General features: G+C 73.8%; 14 protein-coding genes and 3 tRNA genes. 4 read left to right on the top strand and 13 right to left on the bottom strand.

The genetic code is table 11. The features are described 5' to 3' along the window. Nucleotides 1–3: 3 nt before the first annotated feature. Entirely contained in the window at nucleotides 4–1,449 is a 1,446-nt protein-coding gene (gene leuC / locus EV376_RS11650; RefSeq protein ID WP_130322561.1) for a 3-isopropylmalate dehydratase large subunit, read from the bottom strand. A gap of 49 nt (nucleotides 1,450–1,498) precedes the next feature. Here leuC and EV376_RS11645 point away from each other — a divergent pair, with 49 nt between their 5' ends. After that, on the top strand, nucleotides 1,499–2,185 hold the full coding sequence (locus EV376_RS11645) for an IclR family transcriptional regulator (protein WP_130322559.1): 687 nt from the start codon (nucleotides 1,499–1,501) through the stop codon (nucleotides 2,183–2,185). 174 nt (nucleotides 2,186–2,359) lie between these two features. Here EV376_RS11645 and EV376_RS11640 read toward each other — a convergent pair. The 4 genes from EV376_RS11640 to EV376_RS11625 all read right to left on the bottom strand — a co-directional run bounded on the left by EV376_RS11640 (nucleotide 2,360) and on the right by EV376_RS11625 (nucleotide 3,815). Then, nucleotides 2,360–2,432, bottom strand: a tRNA-Glu gene (locus EV376_RS11640). Nucleotides 2,433–2,658: 226 nt separating this feature from the next. Continuing rightward, nucleotides 2,659–2,731 (bottom strand) — tRNA-Glu (locus EV376_RS11635). A 105-nt stretch (nucleotides 2,732–2,836) separates the two neighbouring features. Continuing rightward, a tRNA-Gln gene (locus EV376_RS11630) sits at nucleotides 2,837–2,908 on the bottom strand. Nucleotides 2,909–3,011: 103 nt separating this feature from the next. Continuing rightward, nucleotides 3,012–3,815 (bottom strand): fumarylacetoacetate hydrolase family protein, encoded by an 804-nt coding sequence (locus tag EV376_RS11625; RefSeq protein ID WP_130322557.1) that lies wholly within the window; start codon nucleotides 3,813–3,815, stop codon nucleotides 3,012–3,014. Nucleotides 3,816–4,100: 285 nt separating this feature from the next. On the opposite strand from EV376_RS11625, the gene EV376_RS11620 reads away from it, so the two are divergent. Both EV376_RS11620 and EV376_RS11615 read left to right on the top strand, forming a co-directional pair. Continuing rightward, nucleotides 4,101–5,564 carry a hypothetical protein gene (locus EV376_RS11620; RefSeq protein WP_486482598.1) on the top strand — a complete coding sequence of 488 codons (1,464 nt, stop codon included), beginning with the start codon at nucleotides 4,101–4,103 and terminating at the stop codon, nucleotides 5,562–5,564. A 35-nt stretch (nucleotides 5,565–5,599) separates the two neighbouring features. Beyond that, a complete protein-coding gene (locus EV376_RS11615) occupies nucleotides 5,600–6,484 on the top strand; it encodes a 3-methyladenine DNA glycosylase (RefSeq protein ID WP_130322555.1) in 885 nt (294 codons plus the stop codon). An 87-nt stretch (nucleotides 6,485–6,571) separates the two neighbouring features. Here EV376_RS11615 and arfB read toward each other — a convergent pair whose 3' ends face one another. The 7 genes from arfB to EV376_RS11580 all read right to left on the bottom strand — a co-directional run bounded on the left by arfB (nucleotide 6,572) and on the right by EV376_RS11580 (nucleotide 12,169). Then, the gene (arfB, locus tag EV376_RS11610) at nucleotides 6,572–6,997 is read right to left on the bottom strand and encodes an alternative ribosome rescue aminoacyl-tRNA hydrolase ArfB (RefSeq protein ID WP_130322553.1); all 426 of its coding nucleotides are present in this window, start codon (nucleotides 6,995–6,997) and stop codon (nucleotides 6,572–6,574) included. Nucleotides 6,998–7,129: 132 nt separating this feature from the next. Further along, nucleotides 7,130–7,420: a hypothetical protein gene (locus EV376_RS11605; protein ID WP_130322551.1), complete on the bottom strand. Its 291-nt coding sequence runs from the start codon at nucleotides 7,418–7,420 to the stop codon at nucleotides 7,130–7,132. Nucleotides 7,421–7,528: 108 nt separating this feature from the next. Then, the gene (locus tag EV376_RS11600) at nucleotides 7,529–8,392 is read right to left on the bottom strand and encodes a trypsin-like peptidase domain-containing protein (protein ID WP_130322549.1); all 864 of its coding nucleotides are present in this window, start codon (nucleotides 8,390–8,392) and stop codon (nucleotides 7,529–7,531) included. A 53-nt stretch (nucleotides 8,393–8,445) separates the two neighbouring features. Next, nucleotides 8,446–9,405: a VWA domain-containing protein gene (locus EV376_RS11595; RefSeq protein ID WP_130322547.1), complete on the bottom strand. Its 960-nt coding sequence runs from the start codon at nucleotides 9,403–9,405 to the stop codon at nucleotides 8,446–8,448. Continuing rightward, a complete protein-coding gene (locus EV376_RS11590; protein ID WP_130322545.1) occupies nucleotides 9,402–10,418 on the bottom strand; it encodes a DUF58 domain-containing protein in 1,017 nt (338 codons plus the stop codon). The genes EV376_RS11595 and EV376_RS11590 overlap by 4 nt, the downstream gene beginning before the upstream one ends. Next, the gene (locus EV376_RS11585; protein WP_130322543.1) at nucleotides 10,415–11,464 is read right to left on the bottom strand and encodes an AAA family ATPase; all 1,050 of its coding nucleotides are present in this window, start codon (nucleotides 11,462–11,464) and stop codon (nucleotides 10,415–10,417) included. The genes EV376_RS11590 and EV376_RS11585 overlap by 4 nt, the downstream gene beginning before the upstream one ends. Before the next feature lie 162 nt (nucleotides 11,465–11,626). Further along, the gene (locus tag EV376_RS11580; RefSeq protein WP_130322541.1) at nucleotides 11,627–12,169 is read right to left on the bottom strand and encodes a hypothetical protein; all 543 of its coding nucleotides are present in this window, start codon (nucleotides 12,167–12,169) and stop codon (nucleotides 11,627–11,629) included. A 336-nt stretch (nucleotides 12,170–12,505) separates the two neighbouring features. On the opposite strand from EV376_RS11580, the gene EV376_RS11575 reads away from it, so the two are divergent. Further along, the gene (locus EV376_RS11575; RefSeq protein ID WP_130328618.1) at nucleotides 12,506–13,486 is read left to right on the top strand and encodes an endonuclease/exonuclease/phosphatase family protein; all 981 of its coding nucleotides are present in this window, start codon (nucleotides 12,506–12,508) and stop codon (nucleotides 13,484–13,486) included. Nucleotides 13,487–13,549: 63 nt separating this feature from the next. Here the strand turns inward: EV376_RS11575 and cimA are convergent, their stop codons facing one another. Continuing rightward, nucleotides 13,550–15,133 carry a citramalate synthase gene (cimA, locus tag EV376_RS11570; RefSeq protein ID WP_130322539.1) on the bottom strand — a complete coding sequence of 528 codons (1,584 nt, stop codon included), beginning with the start codon at nucleotides 15,131–15,133 and terminating at the stop codon, nucleotides 13,550–13,552. Nucleotides 15,134–15,160 lie beyond the last annotated feature (27 nt).

The following is a 15,160-nucleotide window of genomic DNA, read 5'->3' as shown; positions in this document are numbered from 1 at the left end:
CTTCTACAGGTCGGCGGGAGCGGCCAGCCGACCCGCCACCGCGGTGGCGGCGGCGACCGGCGGCGAGACCAGGTGGGTACGCCCGCCCCGGCCCTGGCGGCCCTCGAAGTTGCGGTTGGACGTCGAGGCGGCGCGCTGCCCCGGGGAGAGCGTGTCCGGGTTCATGCCCAGGCACATCGAGCATCCTGCGAAGCGCCACTCGGCGCCCGCGTCGATGAAGATCTTGTCCAGCCCTTCGGCCTCGGCGACCTCCCGGACGGCGGCGGAGCCGGGCACGACCAGCATCCGCACGCCCTCGGCCACCCGGTGCCCGCGCAGCACGTCGGCGGCGGCACGCAGGTCCTCGATCCGCCCGTTGGTGCAGGAGCCGACGAAGACCACGTCGACCGCCACGTCGCGCAGCGGGGTGCCGGGGGTGAGACCCATGTACTCCAGTGCCCGGCGGGCGGCGGCCCGCTCCGGCTCGGCGACGAACTCCTCCGGGTCCGGCACGGACGCGTCCAGCGGAGCGCCCTGACCGGGGTTGGTGCCCCAGGTCACGAACGGCGTGATCCGGCTGGCGTCCAGCGTCACCTCGGAGTCGAAGGTCGCGCCCTCGTCGGTGGGCAGGGTCCGCCAGTACTCGAGCGCCGCGTCCCAGGCGGCGCCGGTCGGGGCGTTGGGTCGACCCTTGAGGTACGCGAACGTGGTCTCGTCGGGGGCGATCATGCCGGCCTTCGCGCCCCACTCGATGGACATGTTGGCGATGGTCATCCGAGCCTCCATGGACAGGTCCCGGATGGTCTCGCCGCGGTACTCGACGATGTGACCGCGCCCGCCGCCGGTGCCCACCTGCGCGATCAGCGCGAGCACCAGGTCCTTGGCGGTGACACCCGGGGCGAGCTCGCCGACGACGTTCACCGCCATGGTCTTCGGCCGCGCCTGCGGCAGCGTCTGGGTGGCGAGCACGTGCTCGACCTCACTGGTGCCGATGCCGAACGCCAGGGCGCCGAACGCACCGTGGGTGGCCGTGTGCGAGTCGCCGCAGACGATCGTCATGCCGGGCTGGGTCAGGCCCAGCTGCGGGCCGATGACGTGCACGATGCCCTGGTTCTCGTCACCCAGCGGGTGCAGCTTGACGCCGAACTCGGCGCAGTTGCGGCGCAGCGTCTCGATCTGCGTACGCGAGGTCGGGTCGGCGATGGTGAGCAGGTCGCCGCGGCGGGTGCGGAACGACGGGTCCGCGTACCCGGTCGGGGTGTTGTGGTCCTCGGTCGCGATCGTCAGGTCGGTGCGGCGGACCCGGCGGCCGGCGAGGCGCAGCCCGTCGAACGCCTGCGGGCTCGTCACCTCGTGCAGCAGGTGCAGGTCGATGAAGAGCAGGTCGGGCTCGCCCGCGGCGGACCGTACGACGTGCGCGTCCCAGACCTTCTCGGCCAGGGTCCTCGGCTCAGGAGTGACTCCCACCATCTGGACTTCCTAAATTCTGGGAGGTAAGTTTCGGCTTGTGGGACACAGTATGAGCGGTGTCGGCGTTCTCGACAAGGCGGTGGTCATCCTGGCCGCCTGCGTCGACGGCGCCAGCCTGGCCGAACTCGTTGAACGCACGAAGCTGCCCCGGGCAACGGCGCACCGGTTGGCACAGGCACTTGAGATCCACCGGATGCTGGTACGCGACACGCAGGGACGGTGGCGCCCTGGCCCGCGCCTGGGCGAGCTGGCGAACGCGGCCCCCGACGTACTCCTGACCGCCGCCGAGCCACTGCTCGCCGCCCTCCGCGACGCCACCGGCGAGAGCGCGCAGCTCTACCTGCGCCGGGCCGACGAGCGCATCTGCGTGGCGGCCGCCGAGCGGGCGAGCGGCCTGCGCGACACCGTGCCGGTCGGTTCGGTGCTGCCGATGACGGCCGGCTCCGCGGCGCAGATCCTGCTCGCCTGGGAGCCGCCGGAGGCGGTCATGCCGCTGCTGCCACGCTCGAAGTTCACCGGCCGCACCCTGGCCGAGGTCCGTCGGCGCGGCTGGTCGCAGAGCGTGGCCGAGCGGGAGGCGGGTGTGGCGAGCGTCTCGGCGCCGATCCGCGACCGCACCGGCCGGGTGATCGCGGCGATCAGCATCAGTGGCCCGATCGAACGCCTCGGCCGCCGCCCCGGCGAACGCCACGCCATGGCGGTCGTGAGAGCCGGCCAACGCCTCAGCGGCCTCTAGCCCCCACCGCCCCGCCCCGCCGGGTTGATCATGAGGTTACTGCCCGGAACGACGGCGTGTCGCAGCTGCAACTTCATGATCAACACGGTCGGCAGGCGAGCGGGGTGGGGGGCAGGCGGGGCGCGAATGCGGAAGGGCCCCGTCTCGCGTGCGAGACGGGGCCCTTCCGGGTTGTAGCCCCGACCGGATTCGAACCGGCGCTACCGCCTTGAGAGGGCGGCGTCCTGGGCCGCTAGACGACGGGGCCAGGAACTTCCTGCTTCACCACCCGTTCGGGTGGCGCGCGGCAGTAGTCTAGCCGCACCGGAGCCGGATGCCCAACGCGGGGTACGCGGTGCGCACGCCGCCCGCGAGCCGCCGGATGACACGACAGCACCGGGCGGCACGGACGGCATAACGAGCCCGGCGCCCGGCCACGGCGAGGCGGATACGACGAAGCCCGCCCCAGGTGGGACGGGCTGTCACTGCTGCTGTAGCCCCGACCGGATTCGAACCGGCGCTACCGCCTTGAGAGGGCGGCGTCCTGGGCCGCTAGACGACGGGGCCAGAACCTGCTGCTCCCGCCCTCGCAGGCGGGAAGCCGGACCCTAGCAGAGGAGCTGACCTCCGTCAGAATCCAGCGACCGCGATTCGCACCGAATCGCGACTGCGCTGGGGTACCAGGACTCGAACCTAGACTAACTGAACCAGAATCAGTCGGGCTGCCAATTACCCCATACCCCATCGGCCCCTTGCGGCGCCGGGTACAAACCTTACCTTCCCTGCGCCAGCAGGCCAAATCGATACCCCAAAACCGCGCTTGAGCTGCGGAAACGGACCGGCGAGATCAACTGACCGGCACGACCGGGTTGGTCAGCTCGCCGATCCCCTCGATTCGCACCGTGACCGTATCCCCGTCCAGGAGGGGGCTAACCCCGGCCGGCGTGCCGGTCAGGATTACGTCACCGGGGAGCAGCGTCATCACGTGCGAGACGTACGACACCAGGGCCGGCACGTCGAACACCAGGTCCCGGGTACGCCCGAGCTGCCGGACCTCCATCTCGTCCGGGCTGCGACCCACCTCACACCGGATCTCCAGGTCGGTCACGTCGAGACCGGTGGTGATCCAGGGGCCGATGGGGCAGAACGAGTCGAAGCCCTTGGCCCGGGTCCACTGCCCGTCCGCCCGCTGCAGGTCCCGTGCCGTGACGTCGTTCGCGCAGGTGTAGCCGAAGATGGCGCGCTCCGCGGCGGCCCGGTCCGCGCGGCGGGCGCCGGGCGCACCGATCACCACGGCCAGCTCGGCCTCGTGCTCGACCTGCTTGGAGAAGATCGGCAGCCGGATCGCGTCCCGCGGCCCGATCACCGAGGTGGACGGCTTGAGGAAGAGCAGCGGCTCCTTCGGTACCTCACTGCCGTGCTCCGCGGCGTGTTCGGCGTAGTTGCGGCCGACGCAGACCACCTTGCTGGGCAGGATCGGCGAGAGCAGGCGGACGTCCGACAGGGCCCAGCGCGGGCCGGAGAAGGTGATCTGCCCGAACGGGTGCCCCTCGATCTCCGCGATGGTCAGGCCCTGCGGGCCTGCCGTCGCCTCCCCCTCGACGACCCCGAACGACATTCCCTTGGCATGAGCGAAACGAGCGATACGCACCCGGCCAATCTATCCCCGGTCCGGCGGACCGCGACCGCTGGCCGGGCGCCGCGCCGGCCGCCGGCCGGGCGCGGCGCCACCCCCGGCACCCTGGGCGCCCCGGACGCGGCGCCACCAGGGCTCCCTGCGCGGCGCCACCTGGGCAGGCCGGGCCGCGCGGGTTGCGGCGGGCAGGCCGGGGGGGCCGCACCCTACGCCAACGCCGCTCGGCCGGGGCCGACTTCGCCACTTCGTACCCGCACGGCGCGCGGCCGCCCCTAGCGTCGACTCCGGAGGTTCGTTCGTATGCCTGCATCGACACGACACCACAGAGCCCTCGCAGTGCTCGTCCACTGCCTCGGCATCCTCGCCGCCGTGCCGGCCCTGCCCACGGCAGGGCCCGATCCGGCCGCCGCACAACCACCAACCGCCGCACAACCACCAACCGCCGCACAACCACCGGGCGCCGCCCCACCACCGGCCGCCGTCCAACCAGCGGCCGCTCCCCGGCCGGCCACCATGCGGCAACCGGCACCCGCGCCGCCCGTGGTCGCCGCCCGGCAACCGGCACTCGCGCCGTGGGTGGCCGCCGCCCCGGCGGCCAGCCCAGGGCCGTCCGGCGGGGCGAGCGAGGAGCCGGGCCGGCCGGTCGCACCGCCGGCGCTGCCGACCCCGACCCGGGCGGCGGTCCCACCGCCGAAGCCGCCGGTCTCGGTCCGGGTCGCGCCGGAGAGCACGCCCGCGCCCCGGTACCGGATCCAGGTCCGTAACGACGGCAGCCGCCCGGTGTCCACCACCGTCCGCCAGGAGCTGCCGCCGGGTACGTCGCCGACCTCGATCACGGACGGCGGCCGGGCCTTCCGGCCCAGGGGCAAGGACGTGACCGAGGTGACGTGGAACCTGCGGCTGCCGGCCCGGAGCACCACCACCCTGGGCACCGCGATCACCGCCCCACCGGGCCGGCCGTTGACCGCGCCCGCCTGCGCCTTCGCCACCGACGGCAAGCGCCCGTACGACTGCGGGACGGCGACCTGGCAGGCCGCCGCCGCGCCCACCGCACCGAAGAAGGAGCCACCGGCGTGGCGGCAGCCGGCCGCCCTGCTGGCCGGGCTCGGCGGGGTCGCCACGGTCGCGGTCGGTGGCCTCTGGACGTGGCGGCACCGGCGTCGGCCGCGTCCCCTGGCCGCCGACCCGGGCGGCCGGGGCACCCTCTACCCGCGGCCGGCGACACCCGGGCTCCCGGCGCGCCGCCGTCGTCCCTCGACCTGGCTGATCGTCCCGGTGGCCGCGGTGGTGCTGGCCGGCACCGTGGGCACGGCGGCCTGGACGGCCACCCGGAAGGCCGCCGGCGTCGACACCGACTCCCGGCCCACCAGCGGCGCCTGGGTCGGTGGCGGGGTCGTCGGCGCGGTCGGCGAGCCGCTGCGCGAGGCGGCGTTCGAGTTCACGGTGTACCGCGTGGCGTGCGAGCCGGGCCGGGGCGCGCGGCAGTGCGCGGCGACCGTCGGGGTGCGCAACCTCACGCCCGAGCAGCAGAGCTGGCACGGCCGCCTGCAGCGCGCCTACCTCGCCGACGGCAACTTCGTCAGCACGGACGAGCAGGCCACCCGGCGGGCGAACCAGGGACGGGACGTGTTCGCGCAGCCGATGGCGGGCGGCAGCCGGATGGTGCTGCCGCTGGTCTTCACGGTGCACGGCAAGCAGCCGCCGACCCAGCTCGAGCTGCGCAGCGGGGTCTTCTCCGCCGGCGTCCGGGTGGACATGCCCTGACCGGGGTGCGCGGGCGGCGGTCGTACCCTGGGTGGGTGACCGCCGCCCTCGCCCCGCCCGGCACCGTGCTCGACCCGGAGGTCTGGCGGGCCCGGCGCCGGGCGCACGAGCAGCGGGTGGACGCCGCGCTCGCCCCGCACCTGGCGCGCCGGCGGCGCGGCGAGAAGCACCCGGTGGAGGACTTCCTCTTCACCTACTACTCGTACCGGCCGGCCCAGCTGCGCCGCTGGCACCCCGGCGCCGGGGTGGTGCTGCGCGACGCCGATCCGGCCGAGTTCGGGCGGGACTACCGCGCCGGCGCCGTCGGGGTCACCGTCGACACCGCGGGGGTACGCGCACGGCGCGCCGAGTCGATCGCCTGGATCCGGCGGCTGCTGGTGGCCACGGCGGGGCGGCCGGCCCAGCTCGGCTGCTTCGGCATGCACGAGTGGGCGATGGTCTACCGGCAGACGCAGGAGGAGCTCCGGCACAACGTCTGGCCGCTGCGCCTGGGTCCGGAGCGCACCGCGGCGGTGGTGGCGGAGCGGGGCGTACGGTGCAGCCACTTCGACGCGTACCGGTTCTTCACGGCACCGGCCCGGCCGTTGAACCTGCTCACCCCTACCCGGGAGAACCAGCACGACCTGGAGCAACCCGGCTGCCTGCACGCCAACATGGATCTCTACAAGTGGGCGTACAAGCTCTCGCCCCTGGTTTCCTCGGAGGTCGTCGCGGACTGCTTCGAGCTGGCGCGGGAGATCCGCACGCTGGACATGCGGGCCAGCCCGTACGACCTCGCGGAGCTGGGCTATCCGCCGATCAGGGTCGAGACCGCCGAGGGCAGGCACGAGTACGCGCGGGCCCAGCGGTCGTTCGCGGAACGGGCGGCGCCGTTGCGCGCGCGCCTGATCGCCGCGTGTGATCGGCTGCTGCCCGCCTGATCCACTCCGCGCCGCCGGCACCGGGGTGTCCGCCCGGGGACGGCCCGATGTCGCCGGCATCGAGCGGATCGGGCGGTGGGACGGCAGTCAGTCGCCGTCGACGCGGCGGTCGCGCTTGCGTTGGGACTGCCGCTTCTTCTCGGCCAGCCGGCGTTCCTTGGCCGCGCGGGAGGGCCGGGTCGCCCGGCGCGGCTTGGGTGGCGGGGCGATCGCCTCGCGGAGCAGCGCGGCCATTCGTTCCCGGGCCGCCTCCCGGTTGGCGAGCTGCGCCCGGTGCTCACTGGCGCTCACCGTGAGCACGCCGTCGACGAGCCGGCCGGCGAGACGGTCGAGGGCCCGGGCCCGGAGCCGGTCCGGGACGCTGGGTGAGGCGGCCAGGTCGAAGCTCAGCTCCACCCGTGAGTCGGTGGTGTTGACGCCCTGCCCGCCGGGCCCCGACGACCGGGAGAACCGCTCCCGGAGCTCGCCGTCGGGGACGACCCACCGGTCGGTCACCCGCAGCCCACCGTCCATGCCCTGAGGCTAACGTCCGGCCCCGGCCGCGGCTCAGGAGGCGGCGGTTTCGGGGAAACCGCGGCCTGCACGGCCCGGGAGGCGACAGCTTCCCCGAAGGTGCGAGGGGCTACCGACCGACCGGCGCGGCGATCAGCGGGGGGCCGGGGTCGTCGCCGCCGGGGTCGGGCCGGCCCGCTCCGGTTCGCCGTCGGAGCCGGCGGCCGCGTACGCGACGGCGCCGACCAGTAACAGGGCGATCACACCCACCTTGGTGGTGACCAGCCGGATGAGCAGCCACGCGGTGCGGCGCGCTGCGGGCACGGACTTCTTCACGGTCTGGTAGTCCCGCCACCCGCGCTGCGCCCGGGCGTACGACGACCCCACACCGACTCCGACGATCAGGCCCACCAGGAGGAGGACCGCGATGAGAGGACGCTCCACCCCGCCGAGTATCCATACTCAGCGTAAATTTCCATGGCCCGATCATGCCTTCGCTGAAATCCGACACTTCCCCCGTTCCCTGCGTAATCGGTCAGTCACGCTCGGTGCTCATCCGCCCTTGCCGATGATCGTGTCGGCCGTCTGCTGGACCTGCTCGATGGGGATCGCGAAGCCGATGCCGATCGACCCGTTGCCGTCGATCGTGGCGATCGCCGTGTTCACCCCGACCACCTCGCCCCGGGCATTCACCAGCGGCCCGCCGGAGTTGCCCGGGTTGATCGAGGCGTCCGTCTGGACCGCCGTGTGCCGGTTGTCGCCCAGGCGCACCTGCCGGTCCAGGGCGCTGACGATCCCGGCGGTGACGGTGCCGGAGAGCCCGAGGGGCGACCCGACCGCCAGCACCGGCTCGCCGACCCGCGTGGATCCCGGCTTCGCCAGCGGCAGCGCCGACAGGCCCGCCGACGGCGGCACCCGCAGCACGGCGAGATCGCTGCGCGGCTCCCGGCCGACCACCTCCGCGGCGAACCGCCGCCCGTCCGGCAGCTCCACCGTCACCGAGCCACCCCGGCCCTTCGCCAGGATGTGGTCGTTGGTGATGATGTGCTGCTGGTCGTCGACGGCGAAGCCGGAGCCCGTCGCCGAGGCGCCGCCGGCACCGCCCACGAGCACCGACACCACCCCCGGGACGGTCTTCTCGGCGGCGGTCACCAGCTCCGCCGGCACCGGCGCGGCCGAGGCCGACGCCGGCCCGGGTGCCCCGTCCCGGCTCGCCACCAGGCCACCGGCCACCGCCCCAGAGGCGCTGGAGATCGCGACGACCGCCAGGGCGGCCAGCAACCGGTTGTGCCAGCGCCGCCCCGCGCTCTCCCGGTCGGAGCCCGGCGCGTCCCAGCGGGGCCGCCCGTCCGGCCCCAGCTCGGGCGAGATGAACCACGGGCCGCGCGGCTCGCCGAGCCCGGTCTGCACTGCCATGCGTACTCCTCACGTGTCGATCTGCCGCACCCCGGCCGGCCCCGCCGGTGGGCTCAGGGCAGCCGGGAGAACCAGCGCATCGAGCCGGCCGCCGCCCCCATCGCGAACAGCAGACCGAGGCCGATGAACCGGGCCGAGACGTCCTGCCGTTCGTTGCGGTAACCCACCGAGCTGCCGATGTCCTCGTACACCGCGCGCAACTCCTTGGCACTGCCCGCCTCGTGGAACCGGCCACCGGTCTCCCGGGCGACCGCGTCGAGCGTCTGCCCGTCCACCGGCACCTGGATCGGCCGGCCGCCGCGGTCCACGTACCCAGAGGGGGTGCCGAAGGCGATGGTGTGCACCGGCACCTCCATCGCCACCGCGTCGGTCGCCGCCTCCATCGGGTCCATCCCGGAGGTGTTGGCGCCGTCGGAGAGCAGGACGATCCGGGCCGGCGGCGGGTCCTTCGCCGCCTCGCCGTCGAGGGCCCGCACCGCGCCGAGGGAGGTGTTGATCGCTTCCCCGATCGCGGTGCCCTGCACGCCGGTGGCGCCCTCGACCAGCCGGTCGATCCCGTCGTGCAGCGCCTCCCGGTCGGTGCCGGGCGGCACCAGCACGGCCGCGCTGCCGGCGAACGCGACCAGGCCGACGTTGAACTCGTCGGGCAGTCCGTCGACGAACCGGCGGGCCGCGTCCTTGGCGGCGGTGAGCCGGTCCGGTTCCACGTCCCCGGCGAGCATCGACGTGGAGACGTCCACGGCCACCATCACGGTGGCCCGCTCCCGGGGCACCCGCACCTCGGCCGTCGGCCGGGCGAACCCGACCACCAGCAGCGCCAGCATGGCGAGGAACAGCCCGGCGGGCACGTGCCGCCGCCAGGCCGGTCGCTGCGGCGCCACCCGGTCCAGCAGCCGCAGGTTGGTGAAGCGCACCGCGTACCGGCTGCGGCGGCGCTGCAGCAGCACGTAGCCGACGGTGAGAGCGACCACGCCGAGCAGCAGCCACAGGCGGGCCGGCGAGAGCCAGATCACGCGACACCTCCCCGGGCCGCGCCGGACGGCGCGGCGGCCAGCCGGCGCTGCTGGTGCACATGCCGCACGATGTCCGCGGCCCAGTCTCGATCGGTACGCAGCGGCAGGTGCGCTGCGCCGCAGCGGCGCAGCGCCTGGCGCACCTGGTCGCGCTGGGCCGCCGCGGCGGCCGCGTACCGATCCCGCAGCCCGGGGTCGCCGGTCCAGACCTCGCGCCGCCGGCCGCTCTCCGGGTCGACGAGGGTGACCAGGCCGACGTCCGGCAGGTCCCACTCGCGCGGGTCGGTCACCTCCACGGCGAGCACCTGGTGGCGGACGGCGAGCCGGCGCAGCGTCCGCTCCCAGGGGGCGGCCCGTCCCGGGTCGTCGGGGAGGCCGTCGAGGAAGTCCGAAACCACCACGACGAGACCCCGCCGGGTGGCGACGCGGTGCACGGCGTCCAGCGCCTCGGCCAGGGCGGGCGGCGCGAGCGGCGCGGTGTCCTCGTCGTACGCGCCGTGGCGCGGGGCCGCCAGCAGCGTCCGGAGCAGGCCGAACAGGTGGGTGCGACCGCTGCCGGGCGGGAACCGGCGCAGCCCGGTCGGGGTGAGCACCTGCGCGCCGAGCCGGTTGCCCACCCCGGCGGTGAGGAAGCCGACCGCCGCGACGGCGGCCACCGCGAGTTCCCGCTTGTCCAGCTCGGCCGTGCCGTACTCCATGCTGGGGCTGGCGTCGACCAGCAGCCACGTGGTCAGCTCCCGGTCGGCGTCGACCTCACGGACGTGCGGCACCGTCGTCCGCGCCGTGACCGCCCAGTCCATCCGCCGGATCTCGTCCTCTCCCGGCCGGTACTCGCGGCTGCCGGCCGGCTCGCTGCCCGGGCCTGGCAGCAACCCCTGGTACTGGCCCTGCAGGAGGCCGTCGAGCCGGCGCGTGACGGCCAGTTCGAGCCGGCGCAACCGCCGGTCGCCGGCGAGGTCGGCGAGGCCGGGATCCGGCGGTAGGGCCACCGGGTCCCTCCCCCGCCACCTCATGCCACCGCCAGGTCGGGTGCGTGTTCGGGCTGATCGGACGCGACGCGGGGGGGCGGGACCGCGTCGACCAACCGCCGGACCACCGACTCGGCGGACACCCCGTCGGCGACGGCGTCGAAGGAGAGCACCAGCCGGTGGGCGAGCACGTCCACCGCCAGCTCACGGACGTCCTCGGGCAGCACGTACTCCCGCCCCCGCAGCAGCGCCTGGGCCCGGGCGGCGGCGACCAGTCCGAGCGTGGCCCGCGGGCTCGCCCCGTAGGCGAGCTGCGCCGCGACGTCGGGCAGGCCGAACCGACCGGGGTCGCGAGTGGCCAGGATGAGGCGCACGACGTACTCGGCGAGCGCGTGGTGGACGAAGACGCGGGACGCCCGGGCTTGGAGGTCGAGGAGCCGCTGCGGGTCGAGCACCTGGCGGGGTGTCGGCCGGTCGGCGCTCATCCGGTAGAGGATGGCGAGTTCGTCGGCGTCGCTCGGGTAGTCCACGACGACCTTCATGAGGAACCGGTCGCGCTGGGCCTCCGGCAGTTGGTAGACGCCCTCGGACTCGATCGGGTTCTGGGTGGCCAGCACCAGGAACGGCGCGGGGACGTCCCAGCTCCGTCCGCCGATGGAGACCTGCCGTTCGGCCATGGCCTCCAGCAGGGCGGACTGGACCTTCGCCGGGGCCCGGTTGATCTCGTCGGCGAGGACCAGGTTGGCCATGACCGGGCCCAGCTCGATGTCGAAGGTCTCCCGGGAGGCGCGGTAGATGCGGGTACCGACGATGTCGGACGGGACCAGGTCGGGGGTGAACTGGATGCGGGAGAAGCTGCCGCCGACGACGGTGGCGAGGGTCTGCGCGGCGAGCGTCTTGGCGACGCCGGGAACCCCCTCCAGGAGGCAGTGGCCGTTGGCGAGCAGTGCGGTGAGCAGGCGCTCGACGAGCCGATCCTGCCCGACGATCACGCGTCTGACCTCGGAGAGGGTCTGCTGCAACTCGTTGCCGGCCGCGTCGGGATCGACCGGGGTGGGCACGCTGGCCAGGGTGTCCGAGATGTCCGTCACGGTGCTTGCTTCCCGTACCGGCCGTCGGACAAACGTCGGAATTACCGGACGGACCAGGCCCAATCAGGACCACGGCGGCTCGGAGCGGGACAACCCGCCCACGTGTACGGACGACGGACCGGCCCCCGGCGCGGGCGCCGGGGGCCGGTCCGGGCGGGGGCTTCAGACGATCTGGTGGACGACCAGGTGGAACGGCAGGCTCCGGGCGCCGCCCGCCGAGTTGCGGGTGGCCACGAAGACGGAGTTGACCAGGTCACGCCGGGGCGCGACGGCGACCTCGCCGGTTGGCGGGACCAGGTAGTTGTTCGTCGTGCCGATCGTGGCGTGGTAGACGGCGGTCGAGACGTTGACCGGGAAGTTGACCGAGTACCAGCCGACGCCGATCTGGGTGACGGTGACGCCGGGGTGGGACGAGCGGGTGACCTGCCATACGCCGGTGACCGCATTCTGCTCGACCACCGCCGCGTACAGGGTGCCGACGGCGGCCACACCGACGTCGCCCTTGGCGAGGGCGGCCCGCGCCGCGACGCGCTCCGCGGCGGTCACCGGAGGCTGCGCGTTGCCGCGTGGCTGCCGGTCCGCCTGGACCGCCTCGGCGGGCGACTGGGCGATCGGCTTCGCGACGGCCATCCCGCCGCCGGCGAGGGTGAGGGCCAGGACGACGAACGCTACCGTCGCGGCCTTGCGTCTGAGGATCGAGGTCATGACGAGGCTCCCTTTTTGGACCGTGAATATCCGGCCGACCCGGATGACGGGACGGTGTTGCTGACAATTTTTCAACCAGCACGGGCGACCGTCATTCGCTACGGAATCAAACCTTCCGAGCGCACCGCGAATGTGACCGCTCTATGCTTCTGACCGCTTGTGACCTGGGAAGACTACGTAAGTTGCGACGCCTCAACCAGGTGGAAAGTAGCACCATAAAATGCCGAGCGTCAATAGTCGATCAAGCTTTCCGGGCAGCTCAACTAATTGTGAAAAGCGAGCCCTTCCCCATTCATGAATTGTGTGGGGTGTGCGTTCGGCTAGGCTGCTGCCGTGATCGCGGAGGACCGCGGCGGCCGGCGACGCGCCGTCACCACCGGCTGCTGGCTGGCCGTCGCGCCCGCCGCGGGATGGGCGGTCGTCCGGCTGCTCGGGCTCGACCGGGGGCCGCTCGTGCAACTGCTGGCCTTCACCCCGTACGTCGCGGCGGCCAGTCTGCTGCCCCTGGTCCTGGCGGTCGCGTTCCGGCGCCGGTGGCCCGCGGCGGTCGCGGCGGTGACGACCGTCGCGCTGGTCGCCGTCGTGGCGCCCCGGGCGGTCGGCTCCGACGGGCCGCCCGCCGACGGCCCGCCGGTCCGGCTGCTCACCGCCAACCTGCTGGCCGGCACCGCCGACGCGCGGGTGCTGGTCGACCTGGTCCGGCGGCACCGGGTGGACGTGCTCACCGTGCAGGAGTTCACCCCGGCAATCGCGGCCGAGCTGGACCGGTCGGGTCTGGACCGGTTGCTGCCCCACCGGGAGCTGCACCCGGCCGACGGCACGGTCGGCTCCGGCCTGTACTCGCGCCACCCCATCAGCGCCGGCGGTGTCCGGCACAACCGCGGCGGGTGGGGCTTCGACCAGGCGTACGGGACGGTCGAAGTGCCCGGCGCGCCGCCGATCCGGGTCGAGTCGGCGCACCCCTCGGCACCGTACGCCGTCGACCAGGTCGGTCACTGGCGAGCCGACCTGACGGCCCAGCCACCGGCCACGCCGGACGGTCAGCTGAGCATCCTGGCCGGGGACTTCAACGCCACCCTCGACCACGCGCCGCTGCGCGCCCTGCTCGACACCGGGTACGTCGACGCGGCCGACGCCGCCGGCGCCGGCCTCACCGGCACCTGGGGGCCGTACGACGGCGATCCGATCCCGCCGGTGGCCATCGACCACGTGCTGGTCGACCGGCGGATCGCCGTCCGGGCCGTCTCCGTGCACGCGATACCCGACAGCGACCACCGCGCCGTGCTGGCCGACCTCCGCCTCCCGGCCGAGCGGTGAGGAAGGGCCCTGCTCGACGCCTCGCTTGTGGAAGGGCCCCTTCTCAACGCGCGCTCGCCGCCCTCAGACCCGCGCCCGGTCCAGCCCGTACGTGAGGGCGTCGACCAGCGCGTGCCAGCTCGCCTCCACCACGTTGGGGTGCACGCCCACCGTGGTCCAGTCCCGGCCGGCCCCGTCCGACGTCTCCACCAGCACCCGGGTCACCGCGCCGGTGCCGTGGCTGCCCTCCAGGATCCGGACCTTGTAGTCGGCCAGCTCGAAGTCGCGCAGCTCCGGGTAGTGCCGGGTGAGGCCGACGCGGAGCGCCTCGTCGAGCGCGTTGATCGGGCCGTTCCCCTCCGCGGTGGCGATCACGCGCTCGCCGCGTACCCGGATCTTGACGGTCGCTTCGGAGACCACCGCGCCGTCCTCGCGATGCTCGACCAGCACGCGGTACGACTCGAGCGCGAACGGCCGCGCGGGCGCCGAGTCCGGCAGCTCGGAGCGGACCAGCAGCTCGAACGAGGCGTCCGCCGCCTCGAACGACCAGCCACCGGCCTCCATCTCCTTGACCCGCTTGGTGACCCGGGTCAGCGTCTCCGGATGGCCGGCCAGGTCCAGGCCGAGCTCGCGGCTCTTGAGCTCCACGCTGGCCCGGCCGGCCATCTCGGTGACGAGGATCCGCATGTCGTTGCCCACCACCTGTGGGTCCACGTGGTTGTAGAGCAGCGGATCCACCTTGATCGCGCTCGCGTGCAGCCCGGCCTTGTGGGCGAAGGCGGCGGCCCCGACGTAGGCCTGGTGGGTGTCGGGGGCGATGTTCGCGATCTCGGCGATGGCGTGGGAGACCCGCACCATCTGCTCCAGGCAGCCCTCCGGTAGGACCGGCAGCCCGAGCTTGAGCTGGAGGTTCGCCACGACGGCGAAGATGTCGGCGTTGCCCGGGCGCTCGCCGTACCCGTTGGCGGTGCCCTGGAAGTGCCGCACGCCCGCCTCCACCGCGGCGATCGTGTTGGCCACGGCGCAGGCGGTGTCGTTCTGGCAGTGGATGCCGAGCCGCTCGGGCGCGACGCCGATCCGGGCGGCGAGGTCCTCGATCGCGGCGGTGACCTGGGACGGGAGCATGCCGCCGTTGGTGTCGCAGAGCACGAACCGCTCGGCGCCCGCGGCGAGCGCGGTCTCGACGACCGTCGAGGTGTACGCGGGGTCGTGCCGGTAGCCGTCGAAGAAGTGCTCGCCGTCGACGAAGACCCGCCGGCCCTCGGCGACCAGGTGCGTGACCGTGTCCCGGATCATCGCGAGGTTCTCCTCGGCGGAGGTACGCAGGGCCCGCTCCACGTGCCGGAGGTCGGCCTTCGCGACCAGGGCGACCGCCGGTGTCTCCGCGTCGAGCAGGCCGCGCACCTGCGGGTCGTCGGTGACCGCGACCCCGGCCCGGCGGGTCGCCCCGAACGCCACCAGCACCGCGTGTCTGAGGTCGAGTTCGGTGCGCGCCCGGCGGAAGAACTCGGTGTCCTTCGGCACCGCGCCCGGCCATCCGCCCTCGATGAAGCCGACGCCGAACTCGTCGAGCAGCCGGGCCACCGCGAGCTTGTCGACCACCGAGTAGCTGAGCCCCTCGCGCTGGGCGCCGTCGCGCAAGGTCGTGTCGTAGACCTGGAACGTCATCGGGATCCTTTCGCAAGCCAACAAAAA

Source organism: Micromonospora sp. CNZ295 (genome assembly GCF_004217535.1).
This window is presented reverse-complemented; position numbering and strand designations above follow the sequence as displayed.